The sequence below is a fragment of the Streptomyces sp. SAS_281 genome (assembly GCF_052542855.1).
Genome location: NZ_JBMNDO010000006.1, coordinates 45017 through 64245, shown reverse-complemented (window position 1 = coordinate 64245; position 19229 = coordinate 45017). Strand labels below are relative to the sequence as shown.

Genomic DNA, 19229 nt, shown 5'->3' with positions numbered 1-19229 from the left:
GAAAAAGATAAATAGACCTAAGGCATGCTACCCGGCAGAGTCAACAGGGTGAAGCTCAACAAGACCCTGCTCGCCCTCGCTGCCACCGTGCTGCTGTGGGCCACCGCCTACCCCGCGATCCGGGTGGCACTAGAGGGCTACGGACCCGCCCAGCTGTCCTTCCTCCGCCTCGCCGTCGCCTCCCTCGCCCTCGCGGCCGTCGCCCCGTCGCTGGGAGTGCGCCGCCCCGCGCGCGCCGATCTCTGGCGCATCGCCGTCGCCGGCGGTGCCGGGATGAGCGCCTACCAGCTGCTGTTGAACTGGGGAGAGGTTCATGTACCTGCGGGCACCGCCAGCCTGATCGTGGCCGCCGTCCCCGCGATGAGCGCCGTCCTCGCGGCCGGCTTCCTGGGCGAACGGCTCACCCCGGCCAAGGCCGGCGGGTCACTCGTCGCCCTCTCCGGCGCCGCCCTCATCGCCCTGTCCGGCAAGGAGAGCACATACACGGCGGCGGCGTGGGCCGTCCTCGCTGCCGCGTGCGGCCAGGCCGTCTACCACCTGACGATCAAGCCCCTGCTGCGCCGTTACACCGGGCTCGAAGTCGCCGCCTACGCGATGTGGGCCGGAACCGCTCTTCTCGTCCCCCTCGCTCCCAGTACCGTCCGGGCCGCGCTCGACGCCCCGGCCGGTGCGACCGCGGCGGTCGCCTTCCTCGGCCTTCTGCCCTCGGCCGCCGGGTTCGTCATCTGGGGCTACGCCGTCGCCCGGCTCAGCGTCACCGCCGCCACCGCCGCGCTCTACCTCGTCCCCGCAGTCACACTCGCCGTCTCTTACCTCTGGCTCGGCGAGCAGCCGCAGCCCCTCGCGGTTCTCGGCGGACTCATCACCATCGCCGGCCTCGCCCTTCTCAACAAGCGCCACAGGCGCACCAGGCACGCCAGCAGTACAGGTACGGGACGAGCAGGCGGGCCGGTCGGCCGTGTTCCGGCGAGAGGGCGAAGCCGTCGTAGGCGTTGACTACCCATGCCTTGCCGCCGGTGACGTCGTGAAGCGGCAGTCTGGTGGTGTAGCCGTCGTAGGACTCGGCGACGAGGTAGTCGGCGGCGGTGTCCACGCCGTCGGGGAGGGTGTCCAGGGACATGCCACGCCAGCGCGTGTGGAATTTCGATCACCGGGTGACGCAGTGGATGTCGACCGTGGGCTCCTGCTGCGGCAGTGCCATCATCTCGTCCCAGATCCAGGACCGGTCTGCCGCCCGTCTCGTCGGTGACCGTGAAGGTCCAGTCGACGGTCGACGGGTGCGGGGCGGGGCCGGACAACACCGGAAAGGACTCGGGGGGTACTGGGCGCCACCGTCCGGACAGCCCGGCCGCGGAGGGCGACGACGAACCCCTGCCGTAGGGCGCCAAGTGTCGGCGTACGGGTTGACGTGCACAAGCGTGTACGGGGAAACGTGCACAGCTCCAACGGTCTCGCGCCGGGGGGAACCTCGGATTGCGACCGTGGTGGACAGCGAGCGGTCAGCGGCAGATCAGGCTTGCGTCCAACAGGAGGCCGTCGACGTCAAGGTGTGCTCACCGGACTACCTCCGCGACTGCTGGCGGTACCGGCCGGGGGCCAAGCCGTACTCTCGTTTGAACGCTTTGGCGAAGGCGAATTCGGAGGTGTATCCGGTGCGCTGCGCGACGGTCTGTACCGGCTTGTCGCTGTCGCGCAGCAGTCGCGCCGCCAGCGTCATCCGCCACCAGGTCAGGTAGCCCAGCGGCGGTTTTCCGACCAGCGAGGTGAACCGGCGGGAGAAGGCCGCCCGCGACAGTCCGGCTTTCGCGCCCAGCGCTTCGACCGTCCACTGCCCGGCGGGTTCCTGGTGGATATGGCGCAGCGCTTCGGTGATGGCTGGATCGCGCAGCGTCGCGGCCCATCCGGTGGCCGGGCCGTCGTCGGTCTGCTCGTCGAGCCAGGCCCGCAGGATGTACAGCAGCATGATGTCCAGAAGGGCCGATACGACCGCTTCGGTTCCGTGGTCGGGGTTGGCGATCTCGTCGCCGAGCAGGTTGACGGCAGCATGGAGCGGCGTGCGGTGGCCGAGACGTGCCGGAAGGTGGATAACCTCGGGCAGTTCCTCGAACAGCGGATGCGGCCGGGTCTGGTCGAGCGTGTACGCGCCGCACAGCAGGACCGTCGTGGCCCCTTTGCCGTCCTCGGCGCTGGGCGCTATCTCCCGCAGGGACGCCGAGTGTGCGCCGGTCAGGGACGTCGACGGACTGTCGGCCAGAGCGTGCCCGCAGCCGTGCGGAAGACACACCACATCGCCCACGCTCAGGGCGATCGCGGCGCCCGTCGGCGGGATCAGCCAGCATGTCCCTTCCAGCACCACGTGGAAGCCGGTCCCGGAGAACGGCTCGGCCCGCACTCCCCACGGAGCGTGCTTGCGGATTTCAGTGGAGTGCGGGCGCCCCATACGCATGACGCCGATCGCATCGCTGAGCACATCCATCGTCAGATCGTATCGCGAGGCCGCTACACGCAAGACGTCCAGATATGAAACGGAGACGGTGAGCCATGGAGAGCGGCACCTGACCTCCATACGCTGAGTGCGCCAGACAGATTGACCGATCGGTCTACCAGAAGGGCAGCACATGAGCCTGTACACCGCCGTCGCGACCGCGACCGGCCGCGACGGCCGCGCCGTCAGTTCGGACAGCAAGTTGGACGTCGAGCTGGCCCTCCAGAAAGAGTTGGGCGGGACCGGAGAAGGCACCAACCCCGAGCAGCTCTTCGCGGCGGGCTACGCGGCCTGTTTCGCCACCTCCATGCAGCTGGTGGCGCAGAAGAAGGGGATCGACGTCTCGGGCATGTCGGTCACCGCCGAAGTCGGCCTCGTCCCCAACGGGCAGGGCGGCTACCAGCTCGAAGTCGGCCTGCGGACGAAGCTGCCGGACAGCCTGCCCCGAGAAGTCGGTCGCGCGCTCATCGAGGCCACCCACCAGGTTTGCCCGTACTCCAACGCCACGCGCGGCAACATCCCGGTCGAGCTGCTCGCCGAGTAACCGCCGCCCTCTGAGCGCCACCTGGACCGCAACCGCCAGTTGCGCGCGATCCAGGTGGCGTCGTCCTACCCGCCTGCCCCACGGCGCGGGCCGACGCCTATTGGTCTTGAGACCAGCTCATTTCGCACCGAGACCCCTGTGTACGTCCGGGCGTACCTGACTGTGCACGCGTGCCGGTGTCACGCCCCCGTCGCCGGGCCGTTGGTGCCGGAGCCAAGCACAAGCTGGTTTGTGTCAACCTCCGAGGTCGTCGACCATCTCTGTGCGAGCGTGCAGCCCCGACCATTGACGGCACCGAGGTCCGGGTGCGTGGTCCGGCCGTTGGGCGCAAGGACCGGGAGGATTTCATCTCCGGCAAGAACAAGCAGAACGCCGTCAGGTTCATGGTCGTTACGGACGCCGCAGGGAGGCTGCTTCTGCAGCCCGGCCGAGCCGGCCGGCCGTGCGGACATCGCGCACGCCCTGAGCGTTCGTTGGCATGCTCGCGTGCAGATCTGCGGTCTGAGTGCGCGAGCTCGTCCCCACCCCACAGCCGGCACGGGATTTCGTGGTGCTGGGTTGGTGCTGACTTCTGAGCGTCAAGGACCCGAACACGGCAGGTCGTAGCGCTGACCGGATGAGTTGTCGTACCACTCGATGGTGGTGCCGATGAGGCTGGCGGCGGCGATGCGCCGGAGGTGCGAGCGGGGCGGGGGAGTGGATGCTGCGTCGGCCATGGGTACCGCTTCCGGACGGTCGGCGGGGACGGGGACGTGTCGCCGTACCGTAGGAAGGTCCAGGTCAGGGGCGTATGTGGCGGGACACCACCCTTCGGCACGGGGGTGTGCGCGGGGCACCATGGAGCCGCGGCACCCACAGCCGGATGGCACGGCCGGGGGTGTGCGACGATCGCAGGCATGACACCCCCCGCGGCCCCGCTGCCGCCCGGCGCTTCCCCCGAAGGTGTGAACGGCGCCCCGGCCATGGCCGTGCTCGCGGCGCTGCTGGACCGCTCGGTGCTGCAGATCGCCGAGGCCGCGGCGGATGCCCGCTGGTACGACCGCGAAACGATCCGGGCGGCCTCCGACGTATGGGACAACAACCTCTTCCCGCTCTTCAGGGCCGCGCACTCGGCCCATCCGCGCAAGCGCGAACGGCGGGCGCTGGCCGCACTGAAGTGGATGGCCGGGATCAGTGAGCGCCGCCGCCGGTGGATGACGGAGCAGGCCGCGGTCGCCGGGTACGACATCGGCCCGCTGCTCTCCCAGATCGAGCCGTACGTCCCGGGCCGGGACCATCGCGGGCACGTCATGGCGCCGCTGCCCCGGGCGCTGACTGTCACGCGCGTCGAGGAACTGCTGCCCGACTACGACCTGGCGGCGGCCGAGGTCAGCCATCTGCGGGTGGAACGCGCCGGTGCGGACCTGACCGCACTGCTCCAACTGGCCGTTCCCCGCAGATTCGCCGTCGAGGAGGGCGGAGCCGTGGGCCCCGCCCTCCTGAACCTCGCGCTGGACCGCGTCACCGAGGCGGCCTTCGACCTGTCGGACACGCGGGGAGCGGTCCTGGACCCCCGGGCCGACGGGATCGCCGTATCCGTGGGGGCGGCCGGCCGCCTCCGCGCGGAAGCCGCCGAGTACTGGTGCGACGACCGTTCCTGGCACCGCTCCGCCGCCGGCCGGCGCGCCGACGCGGTGACTCCGCCCCGCGACCGCCGTTCGGCGCGGCCCGGTCCACCGCCCGACGACGGGAAGCTGGGGGCCGACGCGCATGCCGCCGCGGTGCTGCTGCGGCACGTCATGTGGGAGATCCGCACGGTGCGGTATCCCGGCGAAGCCGATCGGGTCCCCGTGCGCGCTCTGTGCCGGGCCGTCGAGGGGGCGGGGACCGCGGTCCTCGCCGCCGGCTCCGCCCCGCGCGCGGACCGGGAGGCGGCCTTCCGGGACCTGATCCGTTTCTGGGCCGACCGGGGCGGCCCGGGCCTCGCCCGCTCGCTCGCCGGCATCCTCAGGTCGAGCGCGGGCCGCGACGACCTCATCGAGGCCGACGAGGGCCCCGTACGAGCGCCCTCCCCGCTCGACGGGACGCCCCGGCTCCCGGAGCCGCCGCGCAGCGCCGCGCTCGTCATGGCAGCCTGGACGGCCGCCCGCGCCACCGGGCATCCCGCCGAGGCCCAGCTCCAACTGGCCCTCCCGGACCGGCCCGGTGCGCCGTGGCGCCTGCGCTGCCTCAGCTGCACTGCGCCCCACGGCTTCCGCCTCGCCGACGCCGCGTTCCAGGGCCCCGGTGCGCTCGCCCGTACGGGGAAGGCCACCGGTCCCAGCAGCCTCGGTCTGCACCGGGGCGCGCTGTACGTCGCCACGGAAGAGGGCTGGAGCGCGTCGGTCGGCTGACGGCGGGAGCGGCCCCGTACTCCTCGTCGGTGACCGGGGTCATCCAGTGCACGGCGTCGTGGCCGGCGTCCGCCTCGTCGAGGGCCAGGTGCACCACGAGGCGGGCCGGGGCCGCGCCGTGCCAAGCGTTCCTCGTCGGCCTCGAAGAGGACGCGGTCGCCCGGCCGGATGACTTCGACGGGTCCGCCGAGGCGCCGGTACAGAGCGACGCCTTCGGTGACGGAGACGGTCCGGCTCAGCGGGTGGCGATGCCAGTAGGTGCGGGCTCCGGACAGGGAGTGGCTGCCGCCCCCGGTCTCACGCTCACCGTTTACACGGCCGCACCCGGCTCGGCCCCCGAGCAGGCACTGCGTCTGCTCGCGTCGTGGAACGCCACCGGGCCCCGGCAACCGACACGGCGATCACCGGTCGGCTGACGGCGCGGGCCGCCGGCGCCGTCAGCCGGCCGCCGCGGAAGGGCTGTTCACCAGGCCGTCGCTCACCGGCCGCCGGGTGCCCGCGCCGTGCATGAAGACCGACGTGACGGCGGCGGCAGCGGGCTCCACGCCCAGCTTGGCGTGCAACGCCTGGCTCAACGCTCCTTGCAGGAGTGCGCTGTAGAGGTCGAGCAGCGTGTCGGGGCCGAGGTCCGTGCGCCAAGTGCCGTCGGCCGATCCGCGGACGAACAGCGCGGTGAGGGGCGCCATGAGCCGGCGGGTGGTCTCGTCGGCCACGGCGGGCTTGCCGTGGATGCGCATCAGGGCCTGGTACTTGGCGGCCTGGCCCATCGCGATCCGGCTCACCCGCGCCACCCCCTCGGGCACGGCGACGCGGTCCAGACGGGCGTCCGCCAGCTTGCCGATCAGTTCGGCGCACGCTTCCTGGGACAGGGCGTCCAGCAGGGTCTCGCGGCTGGGGAAGTGGCGGTACAGAGTGGTGCGGCCCACGCCGGCTGCCGCCGCGACGTCTGCCATGCTGACGCTCTCGCCCCGCCGGGCGAGCAGCATCGCTGCGGCGTCGAGGATCGCGACCGCCACGCGGTCGCGCAGGTGCACGTTTCTTGTCATCAATCAAAACGATACTGGCCCACAGGCGCTGGTACATTCATGTTCCACAACGGATCGCATGAATCCCGCCCGGTGAGCCGTCCGTCGTGGACCGCGCCTCGGTGGATCTCTGACCGCCCCGTGGAAGGGCGGATTCCGTATCCATGCCCGCCGGAGCGCACACCGTTGCCACCAGCCGGAGGTCACGGGGGGTGGACAGATCACGCGGGCCCTGGGCGGCCCCGCATCTTCTCCGAAAGGTGAGTAATGACCACGTCGCAAAAAATCGAGTCGAGCCCTCCCGGGGGAGGGGGCACCTCCAGCGACAAGCTGGACAGCAAGGTCCTCCTCGTGGCCGGAGTGGTCGTGCTCGGCGGGATCATGTCGATCCTGGACATCACCGTGGTCTCGGTCGGACTGCAGACCTTCCAGAAGGAGTTCCACGCGACCTCGGCCCAGGTCGCCTGGACCATGACCGGCTACACGCTGGCACTGGCGAGCGTCATCCCCCTCACCGGCTGGGCCGCCGACAGGTTCGGGACGAAACGTCTCTATCTGCTCGCGGTCGCGTTGTTCGCGGCCGGTTCGGCGCTGTGCGCCGCCGCCAACTCCTTGGAGATGCTGGTCGCGTTCCGGGTGATCCAGGGCCTGGGCGGCGGCATGCTGATGCCGCTCGGCATGACCATTCTGACGCGCGCGGCCGGCCCCGAGCGGGTCGGCCGGGTGATGGCCGTACTCGGCATTCCCATGCTCCTCGGACCCATCTTCGGCCCGATCCTGGGCGGTTGGCTGATCGACGTCGCCACCTGGCACTGGATCTTCCTGATCAACCTGCCGATCGGCGCGATCGCGCTCGTGTACGCGGCGCTCGTGCTGCCCAAGGACAACGTGGAGCCGTCCGAGACCTTCGACTGGGTGGGCGTGCTGCTGCTCTCGCCCGGCCTGGCGTCGTTCCTCTACGGCGTCTCCTCCATCCCGGAGACCGGCACCGTCTGGGCCACCAAGGTCCTCGTACCCGCGATCATCGGTCTGGTGCTCGTCGCCGCGTTCGTGCCCTGGGCGCTGCGGCCCGCCAACATCCACCCGCTGATCGATCTGCGGCTCTTCCAGAACCGCGACCTGAGCGTCGCCGTGATCGCCATGTCGCTGTTCGCCATGGCGTTCTTCGGTGCCAGCCTGCTGTTCCCGCTCTACTTCCAGCAGGTGCGCGGGGAGTCGGCGCTCGACTCGGGTCTCCTGCTCGCCCCGCAGGGCATCGGCGCGATGATCACCATGCCGATAGCCGGCATGCTCGCCGACCGCATCGGCCCCGGCAAGATCGTCATGACCGGCATCGCGGTCATCACCGTCGGCATGGGCATGTTCACGCAGCTCGCCGCCGACACGTCCTACGCGTACATCATCACGGCGCTCTTCATCATGGGCCTCGGCATGGGTGCCTCCATGATGCCGATCATGGCGTCGGCGCTGGCCACCCTGAGGGAGCACACGGTCGCCCGTGGCTCGACCCTGATGAACATCGTCCAGCAGGTCGCCGCCTCCATCGGCACCGCCCTGTTCTCGGTACTCCTCACCAACGGCCTGAAGGACATCACCGCGAGGACCCCCGGCGGCATCAAGGACCAGATGGGCGACGCGTTCGCCTCGGTGTTCCTGGTGGCGGCCGTCCTCATCGCCGTGTGCCTGATTCCGGCTCTGCTGCTGCCGCGCAGGAAGGTCAAGGCGGCGGACCCGACCGTGATGGTCGGCCACTGAGCGGACGGCATCGCCCGGCGGCGTTCTCGTGCCACCGGGGCGATCCGCCCACGACGGTCGCTTGACCGTGCCGGGGCGGGGTAGCGAAGGTGCATGGTCACTGAGAACACACCCGCCACCGGATACGTACAGCCCGAGGTCGACGTACCGGGGCTGACCCGGGTGCTCGACGGGGACTACGCCGGTATCCGCGATCTCGTCCGGAGCAACCTGGTGGCGTACGCCTCCGTACTGGAGGAGGCCGAGGAGCTCGGCTTGGAGGCGTATCGCGAGCGGGTGCGGGAGATCGTGGTGGAGATGGCCGCCACCGGGCAGACGGGGATGGGCTTTCCGGAGGAGTACGGCGGGGGCGGTGACGTCGGGGCGTCCATCGCGGCGTTCGAGACGCTCGCCTTCGGCGACCTGTCCGTGCTGGTGAAGGTGGGGGTGCAGTTCGGGCTCTTCGGCGGGGCGATCCTGCAGCTGGGCACCGAGCGTCACCACCGGGCCCATCTGCCGGACCTGATCACCGGGCGCCTGATGGGGTGCTTCGCGATGACCGAGACCGGGCACGGCTCCGACGTGCAGTCGCTCGGGACGGTGGCGCGGTACGACCCCGGTTCCCAGGAGTTCGTCCTGACCACCCCGGACGACGGGGCGTGCAAGGACTACATCGGCAATGCCGCCCGCCACGCGGAGCTCGCCGTCGTCTTCGCCCAGTTGGAGGTCGGCGGAAAGGCCGAGGGGGTGCACGCGTTCGTCGTACGGGTCCGGCAGGACGGCGAGGTGGTGCCCGGCGTCCGGATCGAGGACGACGGGCGCAAGATGGGCCTCAACGGCGTCGACAACGGCCGCATCCGGTTCGACGGGGTGCGGGTGGAGCGCGAGGCGCTGCTCAACAGGTTCGCCGACGTCACCGCCGAGGGCGTCTACGAGAGCCCGATCGAGAACCCCGGGCGGCGGTTCTTCACCATGCTCGGCACCCTCGTGCAGGGCCGGGTCAGCGTTGCCGGTGCCGGGGTCGGCGCGGCCAAGGTGGCCCTCGCGATCGCCACCAAGTACGCGGTGCGGCGTCGGCAGTTCGCGGCAGCCCCGGACGCGGACGAGCAACTGCTCCTCGACTACGGACTGCACCAGCGCCGCCTGCTGCCGCTTCTCGCCCGTACGTACGCACTGCACTTCGCCCAGGACGCCGTGCGTACCCAGTTGCACGACGTCTTCTCCGGCATCCGGGACGACGCCCGGGCTCGGCGCCTCCTGGAGTCCCGGGCCGCCGGCACCAAGGCGCTCGCCACCTGGCACGCCACCCGGGTCGTCCAGGAGTGCCGCGAGGCGTGCGGCGGCGCCGGCTACCTCAGCGTCAACCGGTTCGCCGCGCTCAAGGCCGACAGCGACATCTTCACCACGTTCGAGGGCGACAACCACGTCCTGCTCCAGCTCGTGGCCAAGGGCCTCCTCACCCATTACGCGAGTGAGTTCGAGGACCTGGACCAGCTCGGCACCGTCCGCCACGTCGCCGGGCTCGCCGTCGAGACGGTCCTGGAGAAGACCTCCGCCCACAAGCTGCTCGAACGGGTGCGGGACCTGCTGCCGGGCGGCGACGAGTGGGACCGCGAGGCCGGGCTGCTCGACCCGGAGTACCAGCTCGCCATGGTCCGCTTCCGCGAGGAGCACATGCTCGCCGGGGTGGCCCGCAGGCTCAAGCGCGGGATCGACGAGCACGAGGACCCCGGCGCCGTCTTCTCCCGGGTCCAGGACCACGTCATCGCCGTCGCCCGCGCGCACGTCGAGCGGCTCGTCCTCGAAGCGTTCACGGATCAGGTGCGCGCCCTGCCCGAGGGCGGCAACAAGGAGGCGCTGCGCCTGCTGTGCGACCTCTTCGCCCTCTCGGCCATCGAGGCGGACCGGGCCTGGTTCATGGAGCACGGCCGGCTGACCGTCCAGCGCTCCAAGGCGATCAGCCGAGAGGTGAACGAGCTCTGCCGCAAGGTCCGGCCGCTCGCGGTCGACCTCGTGGACGCCTGGGGCATCCCGGACGAGATGCTGCGCGCCCCGGACCTGGTGGGCCAGGGACTGTCCGGCGGATCGTCGCGGGCCCACGACTCTCCGCCGGACAGGGCCTAGCGTCCTTCGACGCGCACGGCGGTCGTCGCCAGGGTGACGTACGGCATGGTGAAGTGGCCGCCCAGCGCGTCGATGGCGTCGCCCACCGCCGTCAGGATCTGCGCCAGCCGGTCCGGGCGGAGCCGGGTGAGGCCCCCGGTGGTCGGGAGCAGGTCCAGCCACTGGTCCCGGGTGTAGCGGCGCTCCCAGTCGAACCGCCACTGCTCCGGCTCGTGGAAGTGCCCGGTCGCGCGGAGCTGTTCGGCGGTCCTCGCGTACCCCGCCCGGTACGCGTCCAGCGGTCGCCGCGCCGGCTGACCGCTGAACGGCGAGTCCGGGGCCACCCGGCGGAAGGCCGCCGCGAACGGCTCCGCCACCTCGGCGGGCGGTTCGAAGACGTGCCCGAAGACCGCCAGGCGCCCGCCCGGCCGCAGCACCCGGGCCGCCTTCCGGGCACCCACTGCCGGGTCCACCCAGTGCCACGACTGGGCAGCGGTCACCGCGTCGAACGTCCGGCCCGCCGGGTCCCACGCCTCGAAGGTCGCCACCTCGACCCCGACACCGTGCGCGCGGGCCAGGTCCGCCATCCGGGCGTCCGGTTCGACACCGAGTACCGCGCAGCCGGCCGCCCGGAACTGACGGGCCGCGATGCCGGTCCCGCAGCCGACGTCGAGCACGTCCGGTCCGGGGCTCCCGGCGACGACGCGGGCCACCAGGTCGTCGGGATAGGCGGGGCGGGCCTCGTCGTAACGCCGTGCGTCGGTGCCGAAGGACTCGGCGGTCCGGCGGGCGTGATGGGGCTGCGGCGGCCCGGGCTGCTCCCGCGGTAAAGTGGGCATGCGTTCACTTTAGTGGGCAAGTGCCCACATGCCAAGGTGGGGCAGGGACGCTCGGACGACATGAGGAGTGGGTACGTGCCGACCGGAGTGCACCTTCGCGACGCTCGGCAGCAGCTGTTCGACGCCGCCGAGCGCGTCCTGCTGCGGGACGGGCCGAACGGCCTGACCAGCAGGGCCGTCACCGACGAGGCGGGCTGCGCCAAGGGTGTCCTGCACCGGCACTTCGCCGACTTCGACGCCTTCCTCGCCGAGCTCGTGCTCGACCGGGCCGCGGATCTCGACACGCGGGCGCGGGCGCTGGGCGAGAGGGCCGGGACCGGCACCGTGGCGGGCAATCTCACCGACGCGCTGACCGCCCTCTTCGGGCCGGTGCCGGTCGCGATCATTCCGCTCATCACCTTCCGGGACGAGTTGCGCGCCCGCCTCAGGCAGGCGACCCCCGGGGGCGGCATCGCGATCCTCGCCCAGATCACGACCGCCGTCTCCGGCTACCTCACGGAGGAGCGCGCACGGGGCCGGGTGTCGGCCGGCGCGGACATCGACTCCCTCACGCTCACCCTCGTCGGGGGCGGGCACCTGCTGTTCGCGGACCGCGAGTCCGGGCCGCCGGACGCGGCGGCGGTCGGCAAGCTGGTGGCCGCGGCGATCGCGGACGCCGTACGGCGGTGACGTGCGGTCGGCGGAGCCGTCCGGATACCCATGGGGGATGAGTACCACCGCTCAGCCGGCCGGCCGTCCGGAGCGGAACGATGGAACTCCGCCCGAGCGAACCGGAGATGTCCATGATCAGCCGCCTTGCCGGTCAACTGGTGCCCGCCTTCGGGCGGTTGACGCTCAGCACCGAAACGGATGCCGCCCTGCCCCCGGCCGGCATCATCGCCGCCAACCACACCTCGCTCGCGGACCCCGCGATCGTCCTGGCGGCCCTGCGCCTCCTCGGCGCCCGGCCCGTCGTCCTGGCGGCCGCCGGGCTCTGGCGCGTCCCCGTGCTCGGCCGCGCCCTGGCGCGCGAGGGGCACATCCCCGTCCACCGCGGCGACCCCCGCGCGGGCCGGGCCGTCGTTCTCGCCCAGGAGGCGCTGGAACGGGGCCGGCACATCCTCATCTACGCGGAGGGCGGCCTTCCCGACCGCGGGGACGCCGCCGAAGCGGCGCCGGGTGTCTTCCACCGCGGCCTCGCCCGGCTCGCCCACCGCACCGGTGCGCCGGTCATCCCGCTGGGTCAGGCCGGGGCCCGCCGGGTCACCTCCGGCCCGGCCGCCAAGCAGCTCGCGGGCCTGGCGACCGCCCCGCTGCGGCGCCCCCGTCTGCACGTCCACGTCGGGCCGCCGCTGCGACTCGACGGTGACGGCCCGACGGCCACCGCACAGGCCCGCCTCGCCGTCACCGCCGCCTGGCGGACGGCGGCCGCCCGGCTGGGCGAGCCCGCCGCCCTCACCGCCTGACACGGAGGGTTCAGAGCTCGGCGCCCACCGCGCTCAGGAACGTGCGGAACTTGGCGGCCGTCTCGGCGGTCTCGGCCTCGGGCTCGGACGCGGCGACGACGCCCGCGCCGGCGTAGAGGCGCAGGGTGCGGTCCTCCGCCTCGGCGCAGCGGATGGTGACGACCCATTCCCCGTCGCCCCGCGCGTCGCCCCAGCCGACCACGCCCGTGAAGAAGCCCCGGTCGAACGGCTCGGTCTCGGTCAGTACCCGTCGGGCCGTCGCCGTCGGCGTGCCGCACACGGCCGGGGTGGGGTGCAGGGCGCAGGCCAGCGTGAGCGCGGAGGTGTCCGGGTCGGTCAGCGTGCCCGTGACCGTGGTGGACAGGTGCCACATGGTCGCGGTGCGGATCAGTGTCGGCCGGGGCGGCACGGACATGTCCGAGCAGTGCGGGGCGAGCGCCTGGTGCACGGCGTCCACGACGACGGCGTGCTCGTGGAGGTCCTTCGCGGACTCCAGGAGCGCGGCGGCGCGGCGGACGTCCTCCGCGAGGTCGTCGCTGCGCGGGGCGGAGCCCGCCAGGGGGTTGGCGACCAGCCGGCGGCCCCGGCGGGAGACGAGGAGTTCGGGGCTGGCGCCGATCAGGGTGCGGCCGGGGCCGGTGGGCAGCGCGAAGGTGTAGCCGGAAGGGTCGCGGCGGGCCAGGCGCTGGAGCATGGCGGGCACGTCCAGGGGTGTGGGCGAGCTGAGCTCCAGGGTGCGTGCGAGGACGACCTTGCTGAACTCGCCACGCCACATCCGCTCCACGGCCGAGGCCACGCCCTTCGCGTAGACCTCCGGTTCCGGGACCGGCCGGATCCGCCAGCCGGGGGAGGCCGCCCCCGGCGAGGGCAGGGCGATGAGGGGGTCGGAGGTGAGCGGCGGGCCGGTGCGCAGCGTGGCGGGCACGCTCAGGGCGGCCGGTTCCGTGTGGTCGAACGGGATCGCACCCATCACCACCGGCGACCGCTGTCCGGCGTCGGCGGCCTCCGCCAGGGTGTCCGCCACGCGCCGGTCCACCGGCTGCGCCCCGTGCGGGACTTGGAGTGCCGCGCCCCGGGCCAGCAGGGTGCGTCCGGGGGTGGCGAGGAAGCGGGCGCCGGGCGCGTAGGCGTCCAGGAGAGAGGTGGCCGCCCCGGTGGCCGGATGGGCCGCGGGTATGGGCGCGGCGACTCGGGATGCCGTCGACACGGGGACTCCGTTCTCGATGGCCCCGTGGGCGGGGCCAGGGATGAGGATGCGCTGAGGGGCTGCGCCGGTTCGGCGCGGCGGCATGCCTGCGGCGGGTCTTCACCCGGAGCAGCACCTACGGTAGGTTAGGTGAGGGTAACCTAAGTTGTGGCGTTCGCGCAGGAGGGCGGTGGGGTTCGAGCCATGGATCCGGCGCCCGAACTGCGCCTCGCGGCAGCCTGGTTGGCGGGTGGGGTGCCCGTGTCGCCCGTGCCGATGTTAGGTTAGCCTTGCCTGGGCCCGAGGGGGGCTGTGGTCGATTTCGTGACCCTTCGCCGCGGGCGCAGTGCCCCGTCAGCGGGCCGGGCCGCGCCCTCGCGCCCGTGAACGTCCCCGCTCCGGGCGGCTGTTCGCGCGCGCATCGTCGCGCCGGGCCCCGCAAGCACCGTCACTTCCGCTCCGACCCGTCGTCGGCGCCCACCCACCGAGGAGTACGTGGATGAGTCAGACCTTGTCGCCCGAACGTGTCAGGGCCGACATCGCGGAACTGCTGGGCTGTGAGCCCGGCGAGATCGCGTCCGACGAGAATCTGGTCGACCTCGGTCTCGACTCGATGCGGATCATGGTCCTGGTGGAGCGCTGGCGCGCGGCGGGGGCGACCGCGCTGGAGTTCCCCGACCTCTTCGAGCGGCCCGAACTCGGCCACTGGCAGGCCCTGCTGGCGGGTGGGGCCGCATGAGCCGCACCGACCACCGCGACCGCCACCTGGACCGGATCGCCGAGGTGCGCGCCGGGCTGCACGCCGAGAAGGTCGGCTATCCGATCGGCATCCGGGAGGCCGAGGTCGTGCGCACGGCCGCCGTCGGCGCGGGCCTGCTGCGGGTGACGCTGGGCGGCCCCGGGACCGAGGGGTTCGAGTCCCACGCGCCCGACGAGCACGTGAAACTGATCTTCCGGGAGCCGGACGGCACCCTGCGGCTGCCCGAGCGGAACGGGGCGATGCTGCGCTGGCCCAGGCCGCTGCCCACCTCGCGCGAGTACACCGTGCGCCGCTACGACCCCGTCGCCGGCGAGATCGACATCGACATCGCCGTCCACGAGGGCGGACTGGCCTCCGGCTGGGCGGGCCGGGCGCGGCCCGGCGACACCGTCCACGTCGCCGGACCGCCCGGCGGGCTGATCGTCCCGCACACCTACGACCGCTATCTGCTCGTCGGGGACCTCACCGCCCTGCCCGCCGTCGCGCGGTGGCTGGAAGAGCTGCCGCGGACCGCCCGGGGCTGGGTGTTCGCCGAAGTCGCGGACGCCGCCGAGGAGATCGGGCTCTCCGCGCCCGAAGGCGTCGAGGTGCACTGGCTGCACCGCGGCGACGCGCCCGCCGGCTCCGGTGACGCGCTGGCCCGGGCCGCGATGTCCGTCGTCGTGCCCGAGGGGGAGCGGGCGTACGTCTGGGTGGCCGGCGAGGCCGGGCAGATCAAGCCGCTGCGCCGCTGGGTCCGGGACGAACTCCGGCTGGACAAGGCCGACTACGACATCACCGGCTACTGGAAGCGGGGCGTCGCGGACTTCGACGAGGACGACCACGACCACGGTCACGAGCACTGATCCACCGCAGGACCGGATGGCGTGCCACCTGCGGGTTGTCCCCCGAAAGGCCGTCAAGTAAGGTGAGCCTTACCTAAGTAGCAAGGAGCTTCGGAATGTCCATACGCAGATCGTCCGGCCTGGTCGGCGCCGCCGCGCTGGCCCTCGTACTGGCCGGATGCGGGTCCTCCTCGGACGGCGGGTCGGACTCCGCCTCGGAGAAGACCGAGACCCGGGTGTTCACCGCGGACAACGGCAAGATCACGATCCCGGCGAACCCGAAGCGTGTGGTGGCCACCGGCTATGCCGTGCCCGCGCTGATCGAGGCCGACGCACCGCTGGTCGGCATCTCGTCGTGGAAGCGCGGCGAGCCGATGATGAACAAGGAAGACCTCGCCACCTACAAGAAGCTCACCAAGGTGGCGGGCGAGCAGGCGGCCGAGACCAACTACGAGGCCATCGCCGAGGCCGAGCCCGACCTGATCGTCATCGGTGTCCCGGCGCCCGTGCTCGGTGACATCGACATGAAGCGGCTGAAGTCCATCGCCCCCGTCGTGGCGATCGGCCCGAGCCTCCCGTCCGCCTGGCGCGACCTCTCCCGCAAGCAGGCCGACGCGGCCGGTGCACTGGAGCAGTTCGACGCCCAGAAGAAGGCGTACGACACCAAGGCCGCCGAACTGGCCGCGACGTACAAGGATGTTCTGCCGAAGCTGAAGCTCGGCCACGTCGGCGCGTACGGTGACGCCGCCAAGGGCACCTTCCAGCGCGAGTTCAACGGTTCCTGGGGCACCAACATCGCCGAGGACCTGGGCGCCACCTACTACGGCAAGGTCAAGAAGCCCGGCCCGGGCTCCCAGGCCGTCAGCGAGTACCCCTCCATCGAGGAACTGCCCGACGCCTTCCGCGAGGCCGACGCGCTGACCTACTCCGTCAGCGCCGACGGCAGCGTCCCGCCGTCCGTCCAGTACGTCCTGGACTCGAAGCTCTGGAAGAACCTGCCCGCCGTCAAGGCCGGCAAGGTCTACCCGTTCCGCTACACCGAGGCCGCCACCTACGGCGAGGCCCTGATGACCCTGGACGCGGTCGACCAGTCGCTCGCTCCGCTGCTGAAGCGGTGACCGTCGCGGGCCGCGCGTCCGAGGCGGCGGGGAACCGGCGGGCCGTCCCGCAGACCGCACTGCTCATCGGCGGACTGATCCTGCTGGCCGCTCTCGCCGTCCTCAGTATGGGCGTCGGGGCCCGCCACATCGCCCCCGGCGAAGTCGTGCGCGCACTGTTCGACCACCGGGGCACCGACGACCACGTCATCGTGCGGGACGTGCGGGCGCCGCGCGCGATGCTCGCCGTCGCCGTCGGCGCCGCCCTCGCCGTCTCGGGCGCGCTCATCCAGACGCTGGCCCGCAATCCGCTCGCCGAGCCCGGCATCCTCGGGGTCACCGCGGGTGCCGGGTTCGCCGTCACCATCGGGTCCGCGCTCGGCCTGGCCGCCGGCCAGGCCGGACAGCTCGGTTTCGCCGTGATCGGATCGGCGATCGCGGCGGTGCTCGTCGCCGCGGTCGGCCGCCGCTCACCGCTGCGCCTGGTGCTCACCGGGGTGGCGCTGACCGCGGTGCTGAGCGGCGTCTCGCTCGGCCTGCGGCTGATGCTCCCCGACACCTTCGACGTGTACCGATTCTGGTCCGTCGGCACGTTGGCCGGCCGAGAACAGGCTCCGCTCGCCTGGCCGTTGACCGCCATCGCGGTCTGCCTCGCCGCTGCGCTGCTGCTGAGCAGGGCCCTCAACGCCCTCACGCTCGGCGAGAACGTGGCGCACACCCTCGGCGCCCACGTCGGCCGCGTCCGGATCGTCACCCTCGTCCTCATCACCGTGCTCAGCGGGGCGGCGACGGCGGTGGCGGGACCCATCCTCTTCGTCGGGCTGATCGTGCCGCACCTCGCGCGCCGGCCGGCGTCCGGCTCCGTACCCTGGCTGATCGGCTACACGATGGTGCTCGGCCCGGTCCTGCTGCTCGCGGCCGACATGGCCTCCCGCGTCCTGCTCCCGACCGGCGAGGTCCCGGTGGCCATCGTGACCGCGTTCCTCGGCGGCCCCATGCTCATCTGGGCCGTCCGCCGCTACGGGGCGGGGGCGCTGTGAACCTGCGCGGACTGCGTGCCGAACGCCGCACGGTCGTACTCGTCGCGGTGCTCGTCGCCCTGATGCTGGGCCTCGGCCTGCTCGGGCTGTGTTACGGGGCGTCATGGTCCCCGCCCTCCCGGGTGTTCGCCGTCCTCACCGGCTCGGAGCACTCCGTGGTGATCCGGGACTGGCGGCTGCCGCGCGTGCTCGCCGGCGTCGTCTTCGGCCTGGCACTCGGCGTCGCGGGCGCCCTGTTCCAGAACCTCACCCGCAACCCCATGGGCAGCCCCGACGTCATCGGGCTCGACGCCGGCGCCTACACCGGCGCCCTCGTCGCCCTCACCGTGCTGTCCGGCACCTCCGCCCAGCTGGCCGTCGGCTCCGTGATCGGCGGGCTGGTCGTCGCCGCCGCCATCTACCTGCTCGCGCTCGGACACGGCTTCTCCGGACTCCGGCTGGTGGTCATCGGCATCGCCGTCAACGCGATGGTGACCGCGATCAACTCGTGGATCGTGCTCCGCGCCGAGCTGGAGGTGGCGATCGCCGCGGTCGGCTGGAGCGCCGGCTCCCTCAACGGCGTCGGGTGGGAGGACCTGGGCATCCCGTTCGCCGTCATCGCGGTGCTGCTGCTCCTGATGACCACCCGGGCCCACGCCATGCACCAGGCGGCGCTCGGCGACCCGGTCGCCGTGACCACCGGCGTCGGGCTCGGCCGGCTGCGGCTGCTGATGGTCCTGGTCGGCGTCGGCTGCACCGCCACGGTGACCGCCGTGGCCGGGCCCATCGCGTTCATCGCGCTGGCCGCGCCGCAGATCGGCCGCCGGCTCGCGGGCGCCGCCGGCATCCCGCTGCTCCCGGCCGCGCTGACCGGGGCGGTCCTGCTCCAGGGTGCCGACCTGGTGGCGCAGATGCTGCTGGCCCCGGTCGCGCTGCCCGTGGGCGTCGTGAGCACCGCGATCGGCGGTTGCTATCTGATCTGGCTGCTGACCAAGGAGGTGAGGCGCGCGTGACCGCACGCCTGACGGCGCGGGAGATCACCCTGCGCTACGGAGACCGCGTCGTGTCCACACGGCTCACCCTCGACATACCCGACGGTGCGTTCACCGCGATCGTCGGCCCCAACGCCTGCGGGAAGTCCACCCTGTTGAGCGCGCTCGTACGGTTGCTCAAACCGCACTCCGGGCGCGTGGAGTTCGACGGCCGCGAGGTCGGCGCGTTCGGCACCAAGGCGCTGGCCAGGCAGCTCGGCTTCCTGCCCCAGGACCCCACGGCGCCCGAGGACATCAAGGTCCGGCAGCTGGTGGCCCGGGGCCGCTTCCCGCACCAGTCGATGCTGGCCCTGTGGTCGGACGGCGACCAGGAGGCCGTCGACGGGGCGATGGCCGCCGCCGGTGTCGCGGACCTGGCGGACCGGCCCGTACAGGAACTGTCCGGCGGACAGCGGCAACGCGTCTGGATGGCGATGGTGCTCGCCCAGCAGACGCCCTACCTGCTGCTGGACGAACCCACCTCGTTCCTCGACATCACCCACCAGTACCAACTGCTCGGCCTGCTCGCCAGGCTGCGCAACGAGGGCCGCACCGTCGTCGCGGTCCTGCACGACATCAACCAGGCATGCCGGTTCGCCGATCACCTGGTGGCCATGAAGGCCGGCGAGGTGGTCGCCGAGGGCGACCCCGGCGACATCGTGGACGCCACGCTGATCAAGGACGTGTTCGACCTGCCCAGCGTCGTCGTCCCGGACCCCGTGACCGGCACTCCGATGGTCGTACCCACACTGCAAGGAGAGTAAG

At 72.2% G+C, this 19229-nt stretch carries 19 protein-coding genes; 13 read left to right on the top strand and 6 right to left on the bottom strand.

The features are described from left to right. The first annotated feature begins 48 nt into the window (after positions 1–48). Positions 49–996 (top strand): DMT family transporter, encoded by a 948-nt coding sequence (locus tag ACN6LM_RS04265; protein ID WP_445063907.1) that lies wholly within the window; start codon positions 49–51, stop codon positions 994–996. Here ACN6LM_RS04265 and ACN6LM_RS04260 read toward each other — a convergent pair. Beyond that, positions 887–1120: a molybdopterin-dependent oxidoreductase gene (locus ACN6LM_RS04260; RefSeq protein ID WP_445063906.1), complete on the bottom strand. Its 234-nt coding sequence runs from the start codon at positions 1118–1120 to the stop codon at positions 887–889. The two genes, ACN6LM_RS04265 and ACN6LM_RS04260, sit on opposite strands and share 110 nt — an antisense overlap. Before the next feature lie 441 nt (positions 1121–1561). Continuing rightward, positions 1562–2476: an AraC family transcriptional regulator gene (locus tag ACN6LM_RS04255; RefSeq protein WP_445063905.1), complete on the bottom strand. Its 915-nt coding sequence runs from the start codon at positions 2474–2476 to the stop codon at positions 1562–1564. A gap of 142 nt (positions 2477–2618) precedes the next feature. Between ACN6LM_RS04255 and ACN6LM_RS04250 the strand changes: the two genes are divergently transcribed. Next, positions 2619–3029, top strand: a complete 411-nt coding sequence (locus tag ACN6LM_RS04250; RefSeq protein WP_445063904.1) for an organic hydroperoxide resistance protein — start codon at positions 2619–2621, stop codon at positions 3027–3029. Between the two features lie 578 nt (positions 3030–3607). Here ACN6LM_RS04250 and ACN6LM_RS04245 read toward each other — a convergent pair. Continuing rightward, positions 3608–3745, bottom strand: a complete 138-nt coding sequence (locus ACN6LM_RS04245; protein WP_445063951.1) for a hypothetical protein — start codon at positions 3743–3745, stop codon at positions 3608–3610. Between the two features lie 180 nt (positions 3746–3925). Between ACN6LM_RS04245 and ACN6LM_RS04240 the strand changes: the two genes are divergently transcribed. After that, the gene (locus ACN6LM_RS04240) at positions 3926–5401 is read left to right on the top strand and encodes a hypothetical protein (protein WP_445063903.1); all 1476 of its coding nucleotides are present in this window, start codon (positions 3926–3928) and stop codon (positions 5399–5401) included. 437 nt (positions 5402–5838) lie between these two features. Here ACN6LM_RS04240 and ACN6LM_RS04235 read toward each other — a convergent pair whose 3' ends face one another. Continuing rightward, positions 5839–6447 carry a TetR/AcrR family transcriptional regulator gene (locus ACN6LM_RS04235; RefSeq protein WP_445063902.1) on the bottom strand — a complete coding sequence of 203 codons (609 nt, stop codon included), beginning with the start codon at positions 6445–6447 and terminating at the stop codon, positions 5839–5841. A gap of 246 nt (positions 6448–6693) precedes the next feature. On the opposite strand from ACN6LM_RS04235, the gene ACN6LM_RS04230 reads away from it, so the two are divergent. Both ACN6LM_RS04230 and ACN6LM_RS04225 read left to right on the top strand, forming a co-directional pair. Beyond that, positions 6694–8181, top strand: a complete 1488-nt coding sequence (locus tag ACN6LM_RS04230) for a DHA2 family efflux MFS transporter permease subunit (protein ID WP_445063901.1) — start codon at positions 6694–6696, stop codon at positions 8179–8181. A 93-nt stretch (positions 8182–8274) separates the two neighbouring features. Further along, a complete protein-coding gene (locus ACN6LM_RS04225; RefSeq protein WP_445063900.1) occupies positions 8275–10284 on the top strand; it encodes an acyl-CoA dehydrogenase family protein in 2010 nt (669 codons plus the stop codon). On the opposite strand, the gene ACN6LM_RS04220 is transcribed toward ACN6LM_RS04225, so the two are convergent. Further along, positions 10281–11102 carry a class I SAM-dependent methyltransferase gene (locus tag ACN6LM_RS04220; protein ID WP_445063899.1) on the bottom strand — a complete coding sequence of 274 codons (822 nt, stop codon included), beginning with the start codon at positions 11100–11102 and terminating at the stop codon, positions 10281–10283. The two genes, ACN6LM_RS04225 and ACN6LM_RS04220, sit on opposite strands and share 4 nt — an antisense overlap. A 75-nt stretch (positions 11103–11177) precedes the next feature. Here ACN6LM_RS04220 and ACN6LM_RS04215 point away from each other — a divergent pair, with 75 nt between their 5' ends. Both ACN6LM_RS04215 and ACN6LM_RS04210 read left to right on the top strand, forming a co-directional pair. Beyond that, positions 11178–11771, top strand: a complete 594-nt coding sequence (locus ACN6LM_RS04215) for a TetR/AcrR family transcriptional regulator (RefSeq protein ID WP_445063898.1) — start codon at positions 11178–11180, stop codon at positions 11769–11771. A gap of 113 nt (positions 11772–11884) precedes the next feature. Continuing rightward, entirely contained in the window at positions 11885–12547 is a 663-nt protein-coding gene (locus ACN6LM_RS04210; RefSeq protein ID WP_445063948.1) for a lysophospholipid acyltransferase family protein, read from the top strand. 10 nt (positions 12548–12557) lie between these two features. Here the strand turns inward: ACN6LM_RS04210 and dhbC are convergent, their stop codons facing one another. Further along, complete coding sequence (gene dhbC, locus ACN6LM_RS04205) at positions 12558–13754, bottom strand: isochorismate synthase DhbC (RefSeq protein WP_445063897.1); 1197 nt, start codon at positions 13752–13754, stop codon at positions 12558–12560. A 478-nt stretch (positions 13755–14232) separates the two neighbouring features. On the opposite strand from dhbC, the gene ACN6LM_RS04200 reads away from it, so the two are divergent. The 6 genes from ACN6LM_RS04200 to ACN6LM_RS04175 all read left to right on the top strand — a co-directional run bounded on the left by ACN6LM_RS04200 (position 14233) and on the right by ACN6LM_RS04175 (position 19228). Next, positions 14233–14472, top strand: a complete 240-nt coding sequence (locus tag ACN6LM_RS04200; protein WP_445063896.1) for a phosphopantetheine-binding protein — start codon at positions 14233–14235, stop codon at positions 14470–14472. Beyond that, complete coding sequence (locus tag ACN6LM_RS04195; RefSeq protein ID WP_445063895.1) at positions 14469–15338, top strand: siderophore-interacting protein; 870 nt, start codon at positions 14469–14471, stop codon at positions 15336–15338. Before ACN6LM_RS04200 ends, ACN6LM_RS04195 begins: the two co-directional genes overlap by 4 nt. A 95-nt stretch (positions 15339–15433) precedes the next feature. Continuing rightward, entirely contained in the window at positions 15434–16435 is a 1002-nt protein-coding gene (locus tag ACN6LM_RS04190) for an ABC transporter substrate-binding protein (RefSeq protein ID WP_445063894.1), read from the top strand. Further along, entirely contained in the window at positions 16432–17454 is a 1023-nt protein-coding gene (locus ACN6LM_RS04185) for a FecCD family ABC transporter permease (protein WP_445063893.1), read from the top strand. The genes ACN6LM_RS04190 and ACN6LM_RS04185 overlap by 4 nt, the downstream gene beginning before the upstream one ends. A 62-nt stretch (positions 17455–17516) precedes the next feature. Beyond that, positions 17517–18446 (top strand): FecCD family ABC transporter permease, encoded by a 930-nt coding sequence (locus ACN6LM_RS04180; protein ID WP_445063947.1) that lies wholly within the window; start codon positions 17517–17519, stop codon positions 18444–18446. Then, complete coding sequence (locus tag ACN6LM_RS04175) at positions 18443–19228, top strand: ABC transporter ATP-binding protein (protein ID WP_445063892.1); 786 nt, start codon at positions 18443–18445, stop codon at positions 19226–19228. Before ACN6LM_RS04180 ends, ACN6LM_RS04175 begins: the two co-directional genes overlap by 4 nt. Position 19229 lies beyond the last annotated feature (1 nt).

Bases quoted from the DNA above. Each gene is read 5' to 3' on its own strand.
- ACN6LM_RS04235 (WP_445063902.1), bottom strand. From the start codon at position 6,447: ATGACAAGAAACGTGCACCTGCGCGACCGCGTGGCGGTCGCGATCCTC.
- ACN6LM_RS04190 (WP_445063894.1), top strand. From the start codon at position 15,434: ATGTCCATACGCAGATCGTCCGGCCTGGTCGGCGCCGCCGCGCTGGCC.
- ACN6LM_RS04260 (WP_445063906.1), bottom strand. From the start codon at position 1,120: ATGTCCCTGGACACCCTCCCCGACGGCGTGGACACCGCCGCCGACTAC.
- ACN6LM_RS04250 (WP_445063904.1), top strand. From the start codon at position 2,619: ATGAGCCTGTACACCGCCGTCGCGACCGCGACCGGCCGCGACGGCCGC.
- ACN6LM_RS04220 (WP_445063899.1), bottom strand. From the start codon at position 11,102: ATGCCCACTTTACCGCGGGAGCAGCCCGGGCCGCCGCAGCCCCATCAC.
- ACN6LM_RS04255 (WP_445063905.1), bottom strand. From the start codon at position 2,476: ATGGATGTGCTCAGCGATGCGATCGGCGTCATGCGTATGGGGCGCCCG.
- ACN6LM_RS04240 (WP_445063903.1), top strand. From the start codon at position 3,926: ATGACACCCCCCGCGGCCCCGCTGCCGCCCGGCGCTTCCCCCGAAGGT.
- ACN6LM_RS04245 (WP_445063951.1), bottom strand. From the start codon at position 3,745: ATGGCCGACGCAGCATCCACTCCCCCGCCCCGCTCGCACCTCCGGCGC.
- ACN6LM_RS04230 (WP_445063901.1), top strand. From the start codon at position 6,694: ATGACCACGTCGCAAAAAATCGAGTCGAGCCCTCCCGGGGGAGGGGGC.
- ACN6LM_RS04210 (WP_445063948.1), top strand. From the start codon at position 11,885: ATGATCAGCCGCCTTGCCGGTCAACTGGTGCCCGCCTTCGGGCGGTTG.
- ACN6LM_RS04180 (WP_445063947.1), top strand. From the start codon at position 17,517: ATGCTGGGCCTCGGCCTGCTCGGGCTGTGTTACGGGGCGTCATGGTCC.
- ACN6LM_RS04195 (WP_445063895.1), top strand. From the start codon at position 14,469: ATGAGCCGCACCGACCACCGCGACCGCCACCTGGACCGGATCGCCGAG.
- ACN6LM_RS04200 (WP_445063896.1), top strand. From the start codon at position 14,233: ATGAGTCAGACCTTGTCGCCCGAACGTGTCAGGGCCGACATCGCGGAA.
- ACN6LM_RS04225 (WP_445063900.1), top strand. From the start codon at position 8,275: ATGGTCACTGAGAACACACCCGCCACCGGATACGTACAGCCCGAGGTC.